We start from the raw sequence: 14,456 nt of genomic DNA, 5'->3' as shown, positions 1-14,456 counted from the left end.
ATCCAGCCGAACGATCTAGCCGAACGAGCCAGTCGAACAATCCAGCCGAACGACGAAGCCCCGCCGGAAGGACCCGGCGGGGCTTCGTCGTGACGAGCGCCTTAGTCCAGCGCGTGTACCTGTTCCTAGTGCACCAGGGCGGGCGAGTTCTCAGTCTCCTTCGGCGCTCGCACGAAGAACGAGGCGACGATGGCGAGCAGGAAGATGATCGCGCCGTACATAAAGGCTGCCCGGATGCCGCCGGCCAGGGCCGCTTCGGCATCGACGCCCGAGTCGGCCAGGGAGGTGCTCCGGATGGTCATGACCGAGATGAAGAGCGCAGTACCGGCGGCTCCCGCCAGCTGCTGGGCGGTACCGAACACGGCGCTGCCGTGCGAATACAGAGCCGGTTTGACGGACCCCAGCGCAGACGTCAGGAGGGGAGTGAACATCAGGGCCAGGCCTACGCTCAAGGCGACGTGCGCCACCAGGACCATCCCGGTGGGCGTCGTCTCGGTGAGTTGCGTCAGCGACCAGAACACGGCGCTGACCAGGAATGCTCCGGGCACCAGGAGGATGCGTGGGCCGCGGCGGTCGTACACGCGGCCGACGACGGGTCCCAGCAGGCCCATGGCGAGACCGCCCGGCAGGAGGAGCAACCCGGAGACCAGGGGATCCATCCCGAGGACGGTCTGAACGTAGATCGGGATCAGGATGATGGTGCCGAAAAGGGCCATCATGCTCACCGCGATGGCGACGATCGAGATGGTGAAGTTCGCCGAATTGAACACCCGGAGGTCGAGCAGCGCTGCGTCACGCCGCTGCAAGACCAACTGGCGGGTGATGAACAGGGCGAGGCCGGCGAGACCCGCGACGAGTGGAATCCACGCGGGGACGGCGCTTCCGGCCGACGCCTCACCGAGCTGGCTCAGGCCATAGATGATTCCGCCGAAGGCGACGGCGGACAGGATGACCGACGGCACGTCGATGGCCGACCGCCGGGGCGTGGTCACGTTCTTCATCTTCGCCGAACCGACGGCCAGCGCGGCGAGCGAGATGGGCAGGACCAGCCAGAACATCCAGCGCCAGTCGAGCACGCTGAGGATGGCCCCTGAGATGGTCGGGCCGAGCGCCGGAGCCACGGAGATGACGATCGAGATGTTTCCCATGATCTTGCCGCGTGACGCGGGTGGAACGAGCGTCATGACGGTCGTCATCAGCAGCGGCATCATGATCGCGGTGCCGCTGGCCTGCACGACCCGGCCGACCAGCAGGACACCGAATCCCGGTGCCAGCGCGGCGATGAGTGTGCCGAGGCTGAAGAGTCCCATCGCTGCCATGAACACGGGACGCGTGTTGTACCGCTGCAGCAGGAAGCCGGTCACCGGGATGACGACGGCCATCGTCAGCATGAAGGCTGTGCTCAGCCACTGTCCTGCGCCCACCGTGATGCCGAGGTCCTCGACGAGACGGGGGATCGCCACTCCCATGATCGTCTCGTTGAGGATCACGACGAAAGCCGAGATGAGCAGGAGGGTAATGACCAGCTTGTCCCGGGCGGGGAGCGCGCCGGAGACGCCCTGCGCGGAGGCTTGCGGAAGGTGCGGTGACGGACCGGAGCCGGACGGCGCGACGGCCTCCCGGCTCGGGGTCGCGTCGGAGACGGGGGACGGGGGGCTCTGGGTCATGGTGATCCGCTCGGTTCGATCTGCTGTTCAGCACCGGCGGGATCCGTCCGCCGGCGCCGGGGTCAAGGTATTGCGCCGGACCGGTCGCGAAGGTTGACCAGGTCAATCATCTGAACTCCGCGCGCCCGGACTCTATTCCAGAAGTCCGGCCCGTCGTGCGCCGGACCGGCATACCGCGGCGCTGCGAAGGTGGCTGCTCCACTAGCATAGGGCGGGTGCCGCGCCGGAAGAATGGTATTGGCACCACTCCGCCACCTACAGCGCATGATTCTGCCCGGCTTCCCCGACGAAGGAGATCCTCCGTGCCTGATTCCTTCTACCGCGACCTCGGTGGCGGCCGGTTCGAGTCGACGATCAACGCCCAGGGAGCCTGGAACCCGGAGGAGCAACACATGGCTCCCATTTCCGGGCTCATCACGCAGTGCCTGCTGGAGTGCGAGCCACGGGACGGGCTGCACCTCAGCCGCCTGAGCTTCGACATCCTCGGAATGATCCCCCGCGGCGAGTTCGAGATCTCCACCGCCGTCGTCCGTCCCGGCCGGACCATCGAGCTCGTGGAAGCACGGATGGAGGCGGGCGGGCGGACGGCGATCGTGGCGAAAGCCTGGCGCCTCCGGACGCAGGACACGGCAGCCGTCGCCGCGGTCGAGGACCAGCGCATTCCGGGCCCGGAGGACGCGGGGCCGCACGAGGCCATGACGGCCTGGCCGGGCGGCTTCATCAGGTCGCTCGAAGTCCGCGTCCTCCCGGGGCACCGCCCGGGGCGGGGGCAGGTCTGGATGCGGAACCCCTACTCCATGGTCGAGGGCCGGACCAGCCCCGACGTCGTGCGACTCGTGGGCATGGTGGACGCCGCGAACGGGATAGCGCCGCGTGTCGAGCCCGGCGGCAACAGCTGGATGTACCCAAACGTCGACCTGCAGATCCACCTGCACAGGATGCCGGCGGGCGAATGGCTCGGCCTGGACACACGCGTCACGTTCGGGCCGGGGGGAGTGGGCCTGACCTCGAGTGTCCTGCACGACCTCGACGGTCCGTTCGGACGCTCGGAGCAGATCCTCACGGTACGCAAGCTCTGATCCGGCCGGTGCCGCCGGAATGCATGCCACGACTCCGGGGTTGCACACGGAACGGGACGCATCCGCTCGGGATGCGCGCCACCGTAGTCCCCACGCTCGAATGGGGAGTCTCGAGGAAGAGGAACCATGCCGAAAGCGATCTGGAACAACAGGGTCATCGCGGAGTCCACGGACACCGTGATGGTCGAGGGCAACCACTATTTCCCGCCGAACTCCATCTCGCAGGAGTTCTTCGCTCCCACGGACACCACCACGGTCTGCCACTGGAAAGGCACGGCGAGCTATTTCACCCTGACCGTGGACGGAGAGCAGAACAGGGACGCGGCGTGGAGCTACGCGGAGCCGAAAGAAGCGGCGGAGAACATCCGCGGTCACTACGCTTTCTGGAAAGGCGTGACAGTGACCGAATGACCCGCCGACCCATACCAGCCGTTCCAGCAGGCGCATCGTAGAAGGAGTCCTTTATGGAGTACCGGAAACTCGGCAACAGCGGCACCTCGGTGTCCCAACTGGCCCTTGGCACCATGACGTTCGGAGCGGAGTCGGACGAGGCAACCTCCTACGCCATCCTGTCCGGCTATGCGGCGGCCGGCGGAAACCTCATCGACACCGCCGACGTGTACACGGCGGGCGCCTCGGAGGAGATCATCGGGCGATGGCTCGCCAAGAACCCGTCCGAAAGGGACCGCATGGTGCTCGCGTCCAAGGGGCGGTTCCCCATGGGAGACGACGTGAACGACCTCGGCCTGTCGCGGCGCCACCTCCGCCGAGCGCTCGACGCGTCTCTGAGGAGACTCGGCGTGGACCACATCGACCTGTACCAGGTGCACTCCTGGGACCCGCTGACTCCACTCGAGGAGACCCTCGGGTTCCTCGACGAGGCGGTGGTCCAGGGCCGCATCGGTTACTACGGCTTCTCCAACTACACCGGCTGGCAACTCACCAAGGCCGTCATGATCGCTCGCCAGCGCGGCTATTCCCTGCCGGTGACGCTCCAGCCCCAGTACTCGCTGCTGGTGCGCGAGATCGAAGCGGAGATCGTCCCGGCCGTCCTGGATGCCGGAATGGGCATGCTTCCCTGGTCCCCCCTGGGCGGTGGCTGGCTGACGGGCAAGTATTCCCGCGACACCGAGCCCACCGGCGCCACTCGGCTCGGTGAGAACCCCCAGCGCGGCATGGAGGCCTGGGAGAAGCGCAACGCGCAGGACAGGACGTGGCGGATCATCGACACCGTGAGCGCAATCGCGGCGGAGCGGGGCGTCAACGCCTCGCACATCGCGCTTGCCTGGGTAGCGGCCCGGCCAGGCGTCACGTCCGTGATCCTCGGGGCGCGCACGCAGGAACAGCTGGCGGACAACTTGGCATCCTCCGACGTCGTCCTCACAGCCGATGAGCTGCGGCAACTCGACGACGTGAGCGCGCCGACCTTCGGCGACTACCCGTACGGACTGCCCGGGATCGAGCAGCGTAGCCGCCGCATCGACGGCGGCCGCTAGCCGACTTGGAAGCGGCCCGGTATCGGGTTATCGTTCGAGCAGCGACACGGGGTGTCCCTTCAGGGAAGGGGCTGAGATAAGACCCGTCGAACCTGATCCAGCTCATACTGGCGAAGGGATGTCCCGGCGTGCCCCTGGTTCCGCCTGTCCTTTCGCTCCATCCTGCGAGAGGCAGCCATGGCCCAATCATCCACCCACTCGTCCACGCGATCAGCCGGGGAGACACCGACGGAGCAGCTCGCCGATGCTCCCACGGCTGCATCCGTGCACCCCGCGTCCGTGAGCCCCGACCGGCCGGTCACCGCTGAAGCGTGCGCGGAGTTGCTCGGCGACCTGCGCCGAGCGGCGCCGCTGGTCCAGTGCGTCACCAACGCCGTCGTCACCAACTTCACCGCGAACGTCCTGCTCGCCCTCGGGGCGGCCCCTGCCATGGTGGACATCCCCGGAGAGGCCGCCCAGTTCGCACCCGTCGCGTCGGGTGTGCTCGTCAATCTGGGCACGCCCACGGAGTCACAGCGCGCCGCCATGCTCGAGGCGGCCGAGGCCTCCCTGATAGCAGGAACGCCCTGGGTCCTCGACCCGGTTGCTGTCGGCTTCCTGAGTGTCCGGACAGCGACTGCGCAGCGCCTCGTCACGTTCCGTCCCACCATCATCCGGGGGAACGCTTCTGAGATCATCGCCCTGGCCGGTTCTGGAGCGGGCGGACGTGGCGTCGACTCCCTCGATGAACCGGCCGCCGCCCTCGACGCCGCCCGACTGCTCGGCTCGAGGCACGGCTCGGTCGTCGCGGTCTCCGGCGCCGTCGATGCCGTCGTCGCCCCCGATGGTGCTGTTGTCCGGGTGGCCAACGGCAGCGCGATGCTGACGCGCGTCACCGGTGGCGGCTGTGCCCTCGGCGCCGTGATGGCGGCCTTCGCCTCCCTCACTCCGGATGCGCTCCTCGCCGCGACGGCCGCAACCGCCGCCTACACCCTCGCCGCCGAGCGTGCCGCCAGCACGGCGGCAGGACCGGGGACCTTCGCCCCGCACTTCCTCGACGCGCTCGCCGCGATCACGCCGGCCGACGTCGTGCAGGGCCTCAACCTCTCGGACGGGGACTGATGCCGCGGCCGGCCCCGCTCTCCTATCTGCCGCTCTACCTCGTGACCGACACCGCGCTGTGCGCTCCGCGGACGGTGCCGGACGTCGTCGCCGCAGCTGTCGCGGGTGGCGTCACCTGTGTCCAGGTGCGCGACAAACACGCCGGCGGGAGCGCCCTCCTCGATCTCCTCACGGCAGTGGCTGCCGCCGTCGGCGGCCGGGTTCCCGTGCTGATCGACGACAGGGTCGACGTCTACCTCGCGGCTCGCGAGCAGGGAGTGAGGGTCGACGGGGTGCACGTCGGGCAGTCCGACCTGCCCGCAGACGTGGTCCGCCGGATCATCGGTCCCGATGCCGTCGTCGGACTGAGCGCGGCGACAGGGGAGGAGTTCGCCCGCGCGCACGCCCTGCCACCCGGCACGGTGGACTACCTGGGGGTCGGGGCGGTGCACGCGACGGCGACGAAGCCGGATCATCCGTCGCCGCTCGGAGTGGACGGATTCGCCGCGCTCGTACGGGACGTGAGGCTGCCCTGCGTGGCGATCGGCGGCGTCAGCCGCGCGGACGTGGGGCCGCTGCGTCGGGCAGGGGCGGCAGGAGTCGCCGTGGTGTCGGCAATCTGTGCGTCAGCCGACCCGCGGAGTGCCGCGCAGGAGTTGCTCGGGGCCCGGAACTCCTGACGGTGTTCTCCCCGTCGCTAGCCGACGGCGGGCCCGACGGCAACCGGGAGAACTGGTGCTTGGCGAGCCTAGAATCCGGTGTGTGGCAACGAGGAGGACTGTGCTTGCCGGTGCGATGGTCGTGCCGCTCCTCGTGGCGGGAACGGCGTGTGAGGGAGGACCCATGGACAGCAGAAGGACTGCACCGGCGGCGGAGGATCCAGCGATCCTGTCAGCTCGTCCCGGTGCCACGGCTGCCGGCCCGGGCAGCATGACCGGAGTCCGTGCGCTAGGGGTGACGGCGGAGCGCGATCCGATCGTGTTCGTTCCCGAATCGCTGGCCACGGACGAGCAGGTTCCGCTCCTGGTCGCACTGCACGGAGCTGGAGGGGACGCGCAGGGTGGGTTGTCCTATCTCCGCGCGGCGGCAGAGCAACTCGGGATCGTCATTCTCGCCCCCGCGTCGCGAGGCGGTACCTGGGATGCCATCCGCGGGGGTTATGGCCCGGACACCGGTGTCATCGACAGGGCGCTTCACGAGGTCTTCTCCTTCGTCGCGGTGGATCCCGAGCGGATCGGCATTGCCGGTTTCTCCGATGGTGCGTCCTATGCGCTGGGGCTCGGACTCGCGAACGGGAATCTCTTCCGCAAGGTCGTCGCGTTCTCACCCGGATTCGTGCCCCAGGGCCCGGATCACGGTCAGCCCACCCTCTTTATCTCGCACGGCACCGAGGACTCTGTCCTGCCGATCGACGCCACGAGCAGGAAGGTCGTCCCAGCACTGAAACGCCGCGGCTACGACGTCGTCTACCGCGAGTTCGAGGGGCCGCACACCGTGCCTCCGGCCATCGCCGTCGAGGCCGGCCTCTGGCTCGACTGGACTCCCACGCCGATACCTTGACTCGGGGCGCCCGGCCTGACTGCCTACGATGGAACGATGAGCAATACGTGGCAGGGTGCTGCCGAACTGGCACTCGCCCTCGATCCGCCCTCGCACGACGCCGCTGCCGAGCTGGCCCGCGGAATAGCCCTGCTGCGCGAGGTCGCCGTCGGAGCCAGGCCCCCGACGCTGCGCCTCTACCGTCCGAGTCCCACTCTCGCCTTCGGCCAGCGGGATGCACGGCTGCCGGGCTTCGCGGAGGCCGCCGCGGCTTCCACCCGCCACGGCTTCGTGCCACTTGTGAGGCGGGCAGGGGGCCGTGCTGCCGCCTACCACCGGGGGTGCCTCGTGGTCGACCACATCGAGCCCGCGCCCGACGCCGTCCTCGGAACGAGGGCGCGCTTCGCTGCGTTCGGTGACTTCTTCGCCGGCGTGCTGAGCGACGTCGGGCTGGACGCGCGCGTGGGCGAGGTGCCGGGGGAGTACTGCCCGGGCGAGTACAGCGTCCATGGACGCTCCGGCGGCACGCCGGCCGTCAAACTCGTGGGGACGGCGCAGCGCGTCGTCGCAGGAGCGTGGTTGTTCTCGTCCGTGATCGTCGTCGAGGATTCCGTGCCGCTCCGCGCAGTCCTGGCCGATGTCTACTCCGCCCTCGGACTCGAGTGGCAGCCCTCGACGGCGGGCGCGGCCGAGGACCTTGCGCCGGGAGTGACCGTCGCCGTCGTGGAGGCCGCGCTGCTGAAGGCGTACGGCGCCGTCGTCGGATTCGGTGAAGCAAGGCCCACCAACCTCCCCTGACGGGAAGGCCGGTGTCCGGCCCCGGTCGGTCAGTGTCCGCGGGCGATCCAGGCCTCGAGGTGCGGAGCCTCGTCACCGATCGTCGTGCTGTCGCCATGCCCGGTCCGGACGATCGTGTCCGGTGGCAGGGTGAGCAGTCGAGTGCGGATGGACTCGATGATCGTGGGGAAGTCGCTGTACGAGCGACCCGTCGCCCCGGGTCCGCCCTGGAAGAGGGTGTCGCCGGTGAAGACGGTGCCCGCCTCCTCGAGCAGATAGCTGACGGAGCCGGGAGAGTGGCCCGGCGTGTGCAGCGCCGTCAGGGACACGCCGGCAACCTCGATGGTGTCGCCGTCGCCGATGGACTGGTCGGGGCTCAGCTCGGGGAACACCATGTCCCACAGTTCCCGGTCGCCCTCGTGCAGGTAGATCGGTGCGCGGACGGCGTCGAAGAGGTCGCCGACGGCGCGGATGTGGTCGTCGTGCGCGTGGGTCAGCAGGATCGCCCGTACAAGCCGCCCGTTGACCTGGTCGACGATCGCCGCGGCGTCGTGCGGGGCATCGATGATGACGCATTCTTCGTCGTCTCCCACGATCCACACGTTGTTGTCCACGTCCCAGGTGCCGCCGTCGAGCGAGAACGTCCCGGACGTGACGAGGTGCTCGATGCGCGCCGCCATCAGAGCTCCACCACCGATCGCAGGACCGCTCCGCCGTGCATCTTCTCGAAGGCTTCCTCCACCTGGTCGAGGCGGATGCGTTCGGTCACGAAGGCGTCGAGGTCGAGGTTGCCCTGGAGGTAGTGGCTCACGAGCATCGGGAAGTCGCGGCTCGGCAGGCAGTCGCCGTACCAGGAGGACTTCAGGGAGCCACCGCGACCGAAGACGTCGAGCAGCGGGAGCTCTATCGTCATGTCGGGAGTCGGGACGCCGACCAGTACCACGGTGCCGGCGAGGTCGCGAGCGTAGAACGCCTGCCTGTAGGTCTCGGGGCGCCCGACGGCGTCGATCACGACGTCCGCGCCGTTACCTCCGGTGAGTGCCCGAATCGCCTCCACGGGGTCCTCTTCCTTGGAGTTCAGGACATGCGTCGCACCGAGTCCGCGGGCGAGCTCGAGCTTCCGGTCGTCGATGTCGACCGCGATGATCGTCGTGGCTCCGGCGAGCCTCGACCCGGCGATAGCTGCGATTCCGACGCCACCGCAGCCGATGACGGCGACGGAGTCACCACGCGAGACGTTGCCGGTATTGATCGCCGCACCGATCCCTGCCATGACACCGCAGCCCAGCAGGCCCACGGCGGCCGGATCCGCCTCGGGGTCGACCTTGGTGCACTGACCGGCTGCGACCAGGGTTTTCTCCGCGAAGGCGCCGATGCCGAGTGCGGGGGACAGGACCGTGCCGTCCTCGAGCGTCATCTTCTGCGTGGCGTTCGCGGTGTTGAAGCAGTACTGCGGCTCGCCCCGTCGGCATGCCCGGCACTCTCCGCAGACCGCGCGCCAGTTGAGGATCACGCGGTCACCTGGTGCGACCGTCGTCACGTCGTCCCCCACGGCGCTGACGACGCCGGTGGCCTCGTGGCCGAGGAGGAACGGGAACTCGTCGTTGATGCCGCCCTGCTTGTAGTGCAGGTCCGTGTGGCACACCCCGCAGGTCAGGATGTCGACCAGCGCCTCGCCGGGTCCCGGTTCGGGGACCAGGATCGTCTCGATCGTCGCGGGGGCATCCTTGGCCCGCACCACGACGCCCTGAACTCTGTGCACCATGTTCTTGCTGTCCTTCCGCTGGGAGCGGTGTCCCGTCAACGGGTTCACCGCTTCCAGCATATGGCGGGACCGCCCTGGTGCGCGGAGGGCTGTACGGCTAGACGGCGAGCCGGGTCCTGACGTCGGCCAGGGACGGGTTCGTTGCCGACGTCCCGTCGGGGAAGATCACGGTGGGCACCGTCTGGTTGCCGCCGTTGAGGGAGGCGACGAGCTCTGCGGTTCCCTCAACCTCTTCGATGTTGATCTCGTTGTAGCCGATGCCTTGGGCATCCAACTGGGACTTCAGGCGCCGGCAGTACCCGCACCATGAGGTCGAGAACATGGTGATGGATCCGGCTTCTGGTGTGTACTCCACGTGCTCCTCATATCCACGCGCGGGTGGTGACGCGCGCATCCGTCGATGGAGGGCGGCGTCTCCGCCCGTACTCTGCTCAACGCAGGGCCGCGCCGGCTCATTCCGTTACGCCCCACACGCCGCGAGCGCCGACGCCCCACACGCCGCGAGCGCCGTGCGGAGACGTCGCCACCGGCGAGCTTGTTGGTCGGCCCTCGGCCCACCGGATACGATCAGCAGGGCGGTTCCAGCCCTCACCGGGTCCCGCCACGCCCGTCTCGGGCGACAATTCTTCCCAGCACCAAGGAGACCACCCGTGCCAGCGCCCCAGCCCATGAACCTCATCGTCGACGGCGGAGAGAAGCAGGCGACGACGGGCACCACCGGGACGGAACTCTTCAGCGATCGGCGCGACGTCGTCGTCATGCGCGTGGACGGCGAGCTCAAGGACCTCGACCAGGAGGTGCCGGACGGCGCCACGGTCGAGGGAGTGACGCTCGAGGACCCGGCCGGGCTCGAGGTCCTGCGCCACTCGGCGGCACACGTCATGGCGCAGGCCGTGCAGCAGTTGCGCCCGAACGCCAAGCTGGGCATCGGCCCGTACATCACCGACGGCTTCTACTTCGACTTCGACGTCGAGGAACCCTTCACCCCGGACGAGTTGAAGCAGCTCGAGAAGATGATGCTGAAGATCGTGAACGCCAACCAGCGTTTCGTCCGACGCGTCGTCTCCGAGGACGAGGCCCGCGAGGCGATGAAGGACGAGCCGTACAAGCTGGAGCTGATCGGCCTCAAGGGTGGCGCCACCGACGAGGACGGAGCATCGGTCGAGGTCGGCGCCGGTGAGCTGACGATCTACGACAACGTGGACCGGAAGTCCGGGGACGTGGTGTGGAAGGACCTGTGCAGGGGCCCCCACCTGCCCAACACGAAGCTGATCTCCAACGCCTACGCCCTGACGCGTTCAGCGGCCGCCTACTGGCGGGGCAGCGAGAAGAACAAGCAGCTGCAGCGCATCTACGGGACGGCGTGGCCCACGAAGGACGCCCTGAAGGCCTACCAGGAGCGCCTCGCGGAAGCCGAGCGGCGTGATCACCGGCGCCTCGGCACCGAACTGGACCTCTTCTCCTTCCCGGACGAACTCGGCTCGGGACTGCCGGTCTTCCATCCCAAGGGCGGCATCATCCGCAAGGCCATGGAGGACTACTCCCGCCAGCGCCACACCGACGCCGGCTACGAATTCGTCTACACGCCGCACATCACCAAGGGCCACCTCTACGAGGTGTCCGGCCACCTCGACTGGTACCGCGACGGCATGTTCCCCGCCATGCACGTGGATGAGGAACTCAACGAGGACGGCACGGTGCGCAAGCCCGGGCAGGACTACTACCTCAAGCCCATGAACTGCCCCATGCACAACCTCATCTTCAGGTCGCGCGGGCGTTCCTACCGCGAGCTGCCGCTGCGCCTGTTCGAATTCGGTTCGGTGTACCGGTACGAGAAGTCGGGCGTGATCCACGGATTATCGCGCGTGCGCGGCATGACCCAGGACGACGCGCACATCTACTGCACGCGGGAGCAGATGAAGGACGAGCTCACGGAGACGCTGAACTTCGTCCTCGGCCTCCTCAAGGACTACGGCCTCGAGGACTTCTACCTGGAGCTGTCGACGCGCAACCCGGAGAAGTCGGTCGGGTCTGACGAGATCTGGGAGGAAGCGACACGGACGCTCGCCGAGGTCGCCGAGGCCTCAGGACTCGAACTCGTGCCGGATCCCGGGGGAGCGGCGTTCTACGGACCGAAGATCTCCGTCCAGGCGCGCGACGCCATCGGCCGCACCTGGCAGATGTCGACGATCCAGCTCGATTTCAACCTGCCCGACCGGTTCGAACTCGAGTACCAGGCCGCCGACGGCACGCGGCAGCGCCCGGTCATGATCCACCGCGCGCTCTTCGGCTCGATCGAACGGTTCATGGGCGTCCTCACCGAGCACTACGCCGGTGCGTTCCCCGCATGGCTGGCACCCGTGCAGGTGCTCGCGATCCCCGTCGCGGAGGCGTTCAACGACTACCTGTTCGACGTCGTCGACAAGCTCAAGGCGGAAGGGATCCGCGCCCAGGTCGACGCCGGGTCCGACCGCTTCCCGAAGAAGATCAGGACGGCGAGCAAGGAGAAGGTGCCGTTCGTCCTGATTGCCGGCGGCGAGGACCAGGAGGCGAATGCGGTCTCCTTCAGGTTCCGCGACGGCAGCCAGGACAATCAGGTGCCCGTCGACGAAGCCGTCCGGCGGATCGTGGAGGCGGTACGGAGCAGGGAAGCCACGGTCTGATGGGGGAGGCGGACAGTTCGCGGGATCCGGCAGACGAGCGGTCGGCCGGGCCCTACCCCGGTGACGCCGCGGTGACGGACGGTTTCGAACTCGCGGGCGTGCCGGATGCTTTCCAGCGTCTGTGGACTCCGCACCGTCTTGCCTACATCAAGGGCGGCCAGGACCAGGTCACGTCGGAGGAAACGTGTCCGTTCTGTCGCGCGCCGCACCTCAGTGACGAGGAATCGCTGATCGTCCACCGGGGATCCCACGCCTTCGTCCTGCTCAACCTCTTCCCCTACAACGCCGGGCACCTTCTGGTGTGCCCCTACCGCCATGTGCCCGACTACACCGACATCGACGCCGCGGAGACAGCGGAGATCGCTCAGCTCACCCAGACCGCGATGCGGGTGCTCCGCAGGGTGTCCAACCCCTCCGGATTCAACCTGGGGATGAACCAGGGCGTCACCGGGGGAGCCGGTATCGCAGCGCACCTCCACCAGCACGTCGTGCCACGCTGGGGCGGCGACGGGAACTTCCTGCCGATCATCGCGCACACCAAGGCGATCACGCAGACCCTCGGCGAGGTCCGCCAGCAGGTGGCGAATGCCTGGCCGGTGGATGGCGACCCGGCGGGAAGGGCGCCCTGATGCTGAACAAGTACGCCCGAGGCTTCTTCACCAGGCTCTTCACGCCGCTGGCCCGCCTGCTTCTCCGGTGGGGTGTGACGCCCGACGCGGTGACGATCGCAGGTACCGTCGGCGTCGCCGGTGGAGCACTCGTCTTCTATCCGCTGGGTGAGCTCTTCTGGGGGACGGTCTTCATCACGCTCTTCGTGTTCTCCGACGTCATCGACGGGATCATGGCGCGCATCAAGGGTGACGGCGGGCTCTGGGGGAGCTTCCTCGACTCGACGCTCGACCGCATAGCTGATGGTGCCCTCTTCGCAGGCGTCGCCGTGTGGTTCTTCACGGGAGGGGACAGTCCGGCCATCGCCGTCGCCGCCCTGGCCTGCCTCGTGCTCGGAATGCTGGTCTCCTACGCGCGGGCCAAGGCCGAATCGCTCGGCTTCACGGCGAACGTCGGGCTCGCCGAGCGGGCAGAGCGGCTGGTCTCGGTGCTGGTTGTGACGGGGCTGACCGGGCTCGGACTACCTCAGGCCTTCCTGTTCGCGGTTCTCGTGATCCTCGCCGCAGCCAGTCTCGTCACGGTGTACCAGCGCGTGAGCATTGTGCGCAAGCAGGCACTCGAGGCCAACCCGGCGTCCTAGCCGCGCCGCTCCTGCCCCCTTCTCCGAAGCGTCTCGCCTCGATCGCACCGTCTCCCGCTGGAGCGATGAATCAGGGCGCATCGCTCCGTCTAACGGAGGAAGCACGCCAGGGAAACGACGAACAGGACACGCCATGACGCACCCGCCAGGTCTCTCGCCGGCCGACCTGCATACCGTCTCCGAGCTGGACCTCCTCCGACTGCAGCGCACTGCAGGAGTCCCATTCGGTAAAGCGCCGTCCTGCGCCCACCCGACGCGGCGGGGCCTCCGGCAGGATCCGGCGTTCGAGCTGGTGCAGGACGAGCTCGAACGCCGCGACGCGTACGCCTCGACCCCGGAGAGTACAGGCGACGCTGTACTATTGAGAGGTGACTCAGCCCGCAAGCCTCGACGGAACGTTGCCCGCTTCACCTGAGCCTGACCGCCGGTTGCTCCTCAGCCGACGGATCCGGTTGCTCGTCGCCCTCACCATCGGCTACAACGTCGTCGAGGCCGTCGTCGCTCTGAGCGCAGGGACCATCGCGTCGTCGAGCGCCCTGATCGGGTTCGGCCTCGACTCCATCGTGGAAGTGCTCTCTGCCACCGCCGTCGCCTGGCAATTCGCCGGGCGGCATCCGGAAGACCGCGAATCGACGGCGCTCCGGGTCATCGCGGTGTCGTTCTTCGGACTGGCTGCCTTCGTCACCGTCGATGCCGTCCGAACGCTCGGCGGCGCCGTCGAACCCCGGCACTCGACGGTCGGGATCGTCCTGGCGGCCGTGAGTCTCGCGGTCATGCCGCTCCTGTCCGCCGCACAGCGAAGGGCAGGCCGACAGCTCGGTTCACGTTCGGCCGTTGCGGATTCACGGCAGACGTTGTTGTGCACCTACCTCTCGGGCGTGCTGCTCGCGGGGCTGGTGCTCAACAGCACGCTGGGATGGTCCTGGGCCGACCCGGTGGCCGCCCTGGTCATAGCGGCGGTCGCGGTCAAGGAGGGCCTCGATGCGTGGAGGGGGAACGCGTGCTGTGCTCCAGCCCCCGGAACGACCGTCGACGGCGATGCGCCGTACCGCGACGGGACACCTGCCCGCCCGGAAGGCGTTCCGGCGCTCGTCCTCGTCGGAGCAACGGACTGTTCCTGCTGCAGCCGGGATTGATCCGG

General features: G+C 68.3%; 15 protein-coding genes and 1 riboswitch. Of the genes, 11 read left to right on the top strand and 4 right to left on the bottom strand.

Going from position 1 to position 14,456, the window contains the following annotated elements:
• Positions 1-125: 125 nt before the first annotated feature.
• Positions 126-1,667 (bottom strand): MDR family MFS transporter, encoded by a 1,542-nt coding sequence (locus tag FDK12_RS09190; protein ID WP_137369301.1) that lies wholly within the window; start codon positions 1,665-1,667, stop codon positions 126-128.
• Between the two features lie 302 nt (positions 1,668-1,969).
• Between FDK12_RS09190 and FDK12_RS09185 the strand changes: the two genes are divergently transcribed.
• From FDK12_RS09185 to FDK12_RS09155, 7 genes are all read left to right on the top strand, one after another.
• Complete coding sequence (locus FDK12_RS09185) at positions 1,970-2,746, top strand: thioesterase family protein (protein ID WP_137369300.1); 777 nt, start codon at positions 1,970-1,972, stop codon at positions 2,744-2,746.
• A 126-nt stretch (positions 2,747-2,872) separates the two neighbouring features.
• Positions 2,873-3,157: a DUF427 domain-containing protein gene (locus FDK12_RS09180; protein WP_137369299.1), complete on the top strand. Its 285-nt coding sequence runs from the start codon at positions 2,873-2,875 to the stop codon at positions 3,155-3,157.
• Positions 3,158-3,210: 53 nt separating this feature from the next.
• Complete coding sequence (locus FDK12_RS09175) at positions 3,211-4,242, top strand: aldo/keto reductase (RefSeq protein ID WP_137369298.1); 1,032 nt, start codon at positions 3,211-3,213, stop codon at positions 4,240-4,242.
• 37 nt (positions 4,243-4,279) lie between these two features.
• A riboswitch (TPP riboswitch) is annotated at positions 4,280-4,378 on the top strand.
• A gap of 41 nt (positions 4,379-4,419) precedes the next feature.
• The gene (gene thiM, locus FDK12_RS09170; RefSeq protein ID WP_137369297.1) at positions 4,420-5,343 is read left to right on the top strand and encodes a hydroxyethylthiazole kinase; all 924 of its coding nucleotides are present in this window, start codon (positions 4,420-4,422) and stop codon (positions 5,341-5,343) included.
• Positions 5,343-6,002, top strand: coding sequence for a thiamine phosphate synthase (gene thiE, locus FDK12_RS09165; RefSeq protein WP_137369296.1), 660 nt, complete (start codon positions 5,343-5,345; stop codon positions 6,000-6,002). The genes thiM and thiE overlap by 1 nt, the downstream gene beginning before the upstream one ends.
• Before the next feature lie 82 nt (positions 6,003-6,084).
• A complete protein-coding gene (locus FDK12_RS09160) occupies positions 6,085-6,882 on the top strand; it encodes an alpha/beta hydrolase (protein WP_223263201.1) in 798 nt (265 codons plus the stop codon).
• A gap of 36 nt (positions 6,883-6,918) precedes the next feature.
• The gene (locus tag FDK12_RS09155) at positions 6,919-7,659 is read left to right on the top strand and encodes a biotin/lipoate A/B protein ligase family protein (RefSeq protein ID WP_223263200.1); all 741 of its coding nucleotides are present in this window, start codon (positions 6,919-6,921) and stop codon (positions 7,657-7,659) included.
• 29 nt (positions 7,660-7,688) lie between these two features.
• On the opposite strand, the gene FDK12_RS09150 is transcribed toward FDK12_RS09155, so the two are convergent.
• The 3 genes from FDK12_RS09150 to FDK12_RS09140 form a co-directional block, all read right to left on the bottom strand.
• Positions 7,689-8,318 carry an MBL fold metallo-hydrolase gene (locus FDK12_RS09150; RefSeq protein WP_137369295.1) on the bottom strand — a complete coding sequence of 210 codons (630 nt, stop codon included), beginning with the start codon at positions 8,316-8,318 and terminating at the stop codon, positions 7,689-7,691.
• Positions 8,318-9,403, bottom strand: coding sequence for an S-(hydroxymethyl)mycothiol dehydrogenase (locus tag FDK12_RS09145; RefSeq protein WP_137369294.1), 1,086 nt, complete (start codon positions 9,401-9,403; stop codon positions 8,318-8,320). Before FDK12_RS09145 ends, FDK12_RS09150 begins: the two co-directional genes overlap by 1 nt.
• Positions 9,404-9,500: 97 nt before the next feature.
• Positions 9,501-9,758: a mycoredoxin gene (locus FDK12_RS09140; protein WP_104117384.1), complete on the bottom strand. Its 258-nt coding sequence runs from the start codon at positions 9,756-9,758 to the stop codon at positions 9,501-9,503.
• A gap of 313 nt (positions 9,759-10,071) precedes the next feature.
• Here FDK12_RS09140 and thrS point away from each other — a divergent pair, with 313 nt between their 5' ends.
• The 4 genes from thrS to FDK12_RS09120 all read left to right on the top strand — a co-directional run bounded on the left by thrS (position 10,072) and on the right by FDK12_RS09120 (position 14,451).
• Positions 10,072-12,066, top strand: a complete 1,995-nt coding sequence (gene thrS, locus FDK12_RS09135) for a threonine--tRNA ligase (RefSeq protein WP_411266163.1) — start codon at positions 10,072-10,074, stop codon at positions 12,064-12,066.
• Positions 12,066-12,695, top strand: a complete 630-nt coding sequence (locus tag FDK12_RS09130; protein WP_137369292.1) for an HIT family protein — start codon at positions 12,066-12,068, stop codon at positions 12,693-12,695. Before thrS ends, FDK12_RS09130 begins: the two co-directional genes overlap by 1 nt.
• Positions 12,695-13,315 carry a phosphatidylinositol phosphate synthase gene (gene pgsA, locus FDK12_RS09125; protein WP_137369291.1) on the top strand — a complete coding sequence of 207 codons (621 nt, stop codon included), beginning with the start codon at positions 12,695-12,697 and terminating at the stop codon, positions 13,313-13,315. Before FDK12_RS09130 ends, pgsA begins: the two co-directional genes overlap by 1 nt.
• Positions 13,316-13,683: 368 nt before the next feature.
• On the top strand, positions 13,684-14,451 hold the full coding sequence (locus tag FDK12_RS09120) for a cation transporter (RefSeq protein WP_223263199.1): 768 nt from the start codon (positions 13,684-13,686) through the stop codon (positions 14,449-14,451).
• The last annotated feature ends 5 nt before the right edge of the window (positions 14,452-14,456 follow it).

Source organism: Arthrobacter sp. NamB2, assembly GCF_005281365.1.
GTDB lineage: Bacteria > Actinomycetota > Actinomycetes > Actinomycetales > Micrococcaceae > Arthrobacter_D.
Note: the sequence above shows the minus strand (reverse complement) of the source record. Positions and strands in the feature narration are given on the sequence as shown.

Bases quoted from the DNA above. Each gene is read 5' to 3' on its own strand.
- FDK12_RS09150 (WP_137369295.1), bottom strand. From the start codon at position 8,318: ATGGCGGCGCGCATCGAGCACCTCGTCACGTCCGGGACGTTCTCGCTC.
- FDK12_RS09190 (WP_137369301.1), bottom strand. From the start codon at position 1,667: ATGACCCAGAGCCCCCCGTCCCCCGTCTCCGACGCGACCCCGAGCCGG.
- thiM (WP_137369297.1), top strand. From the start codon at position 4,420: ATGGCCCAATCATCCACCCACTCGTCCACGCGATCAGCCGGGGAGACA.
- thiE (WP_137369296.1), top strand. From the start codon at position 5,343: ATGCCGCGGCCGGCCCCGCTCTCCTATCTGCCGCTCTACCTCGTGACC.
- FDK12_RS09180 (WP_137369299.1), top strand. From the start codon at position 2,873: ATGCCGAAAGCGATCTGGAACAACAGGGTCATCGCGGAGTCCACGGAC.
- FDK12_RS09130 (WP_137369292.1), top strand. From the start codon at position 12,066: ATGGGGGAGGCGGACAGTTCGCGGGATCCGGCAGACGAGCGGTCGGCC.
- FDK12_RS09155 (WP_223263200.1), top strand. From the start codon at position 6,919: ATGAGCAATACGTGGCAGGGTGCTGCCGAACTGGCACTCGCCCTCGAT.
- FDK12_RS09145 (WP_137369294.1), bottom strand. From the start codon at position 9,403: ATGGTGCACAGAGTTCAGGGCGTCGTGGTGCGGGCCAAGGATGCCCCC.
- thrS (WP_411266163.1), top strand. From the start codon at position 10,072: ATGAACCTCATCGTCGACGGCGGAGAGAAGCAGGCGACGACGGGCACC.
- FDK12_RS09175 (WP_137369298.1), top strand. From the start codon at position 3,211: ATGGAGTACCGGAAACTCGGCAACAGCGGCACCTCGGTGTCCCAACTG.
- pgsA (WP_137369291.1), top strand. From the start codon at position 12,695: ATGCTGAACAAGTACGCCCGAGGCTTCTTCACCAGGCTCTTCACGCCG.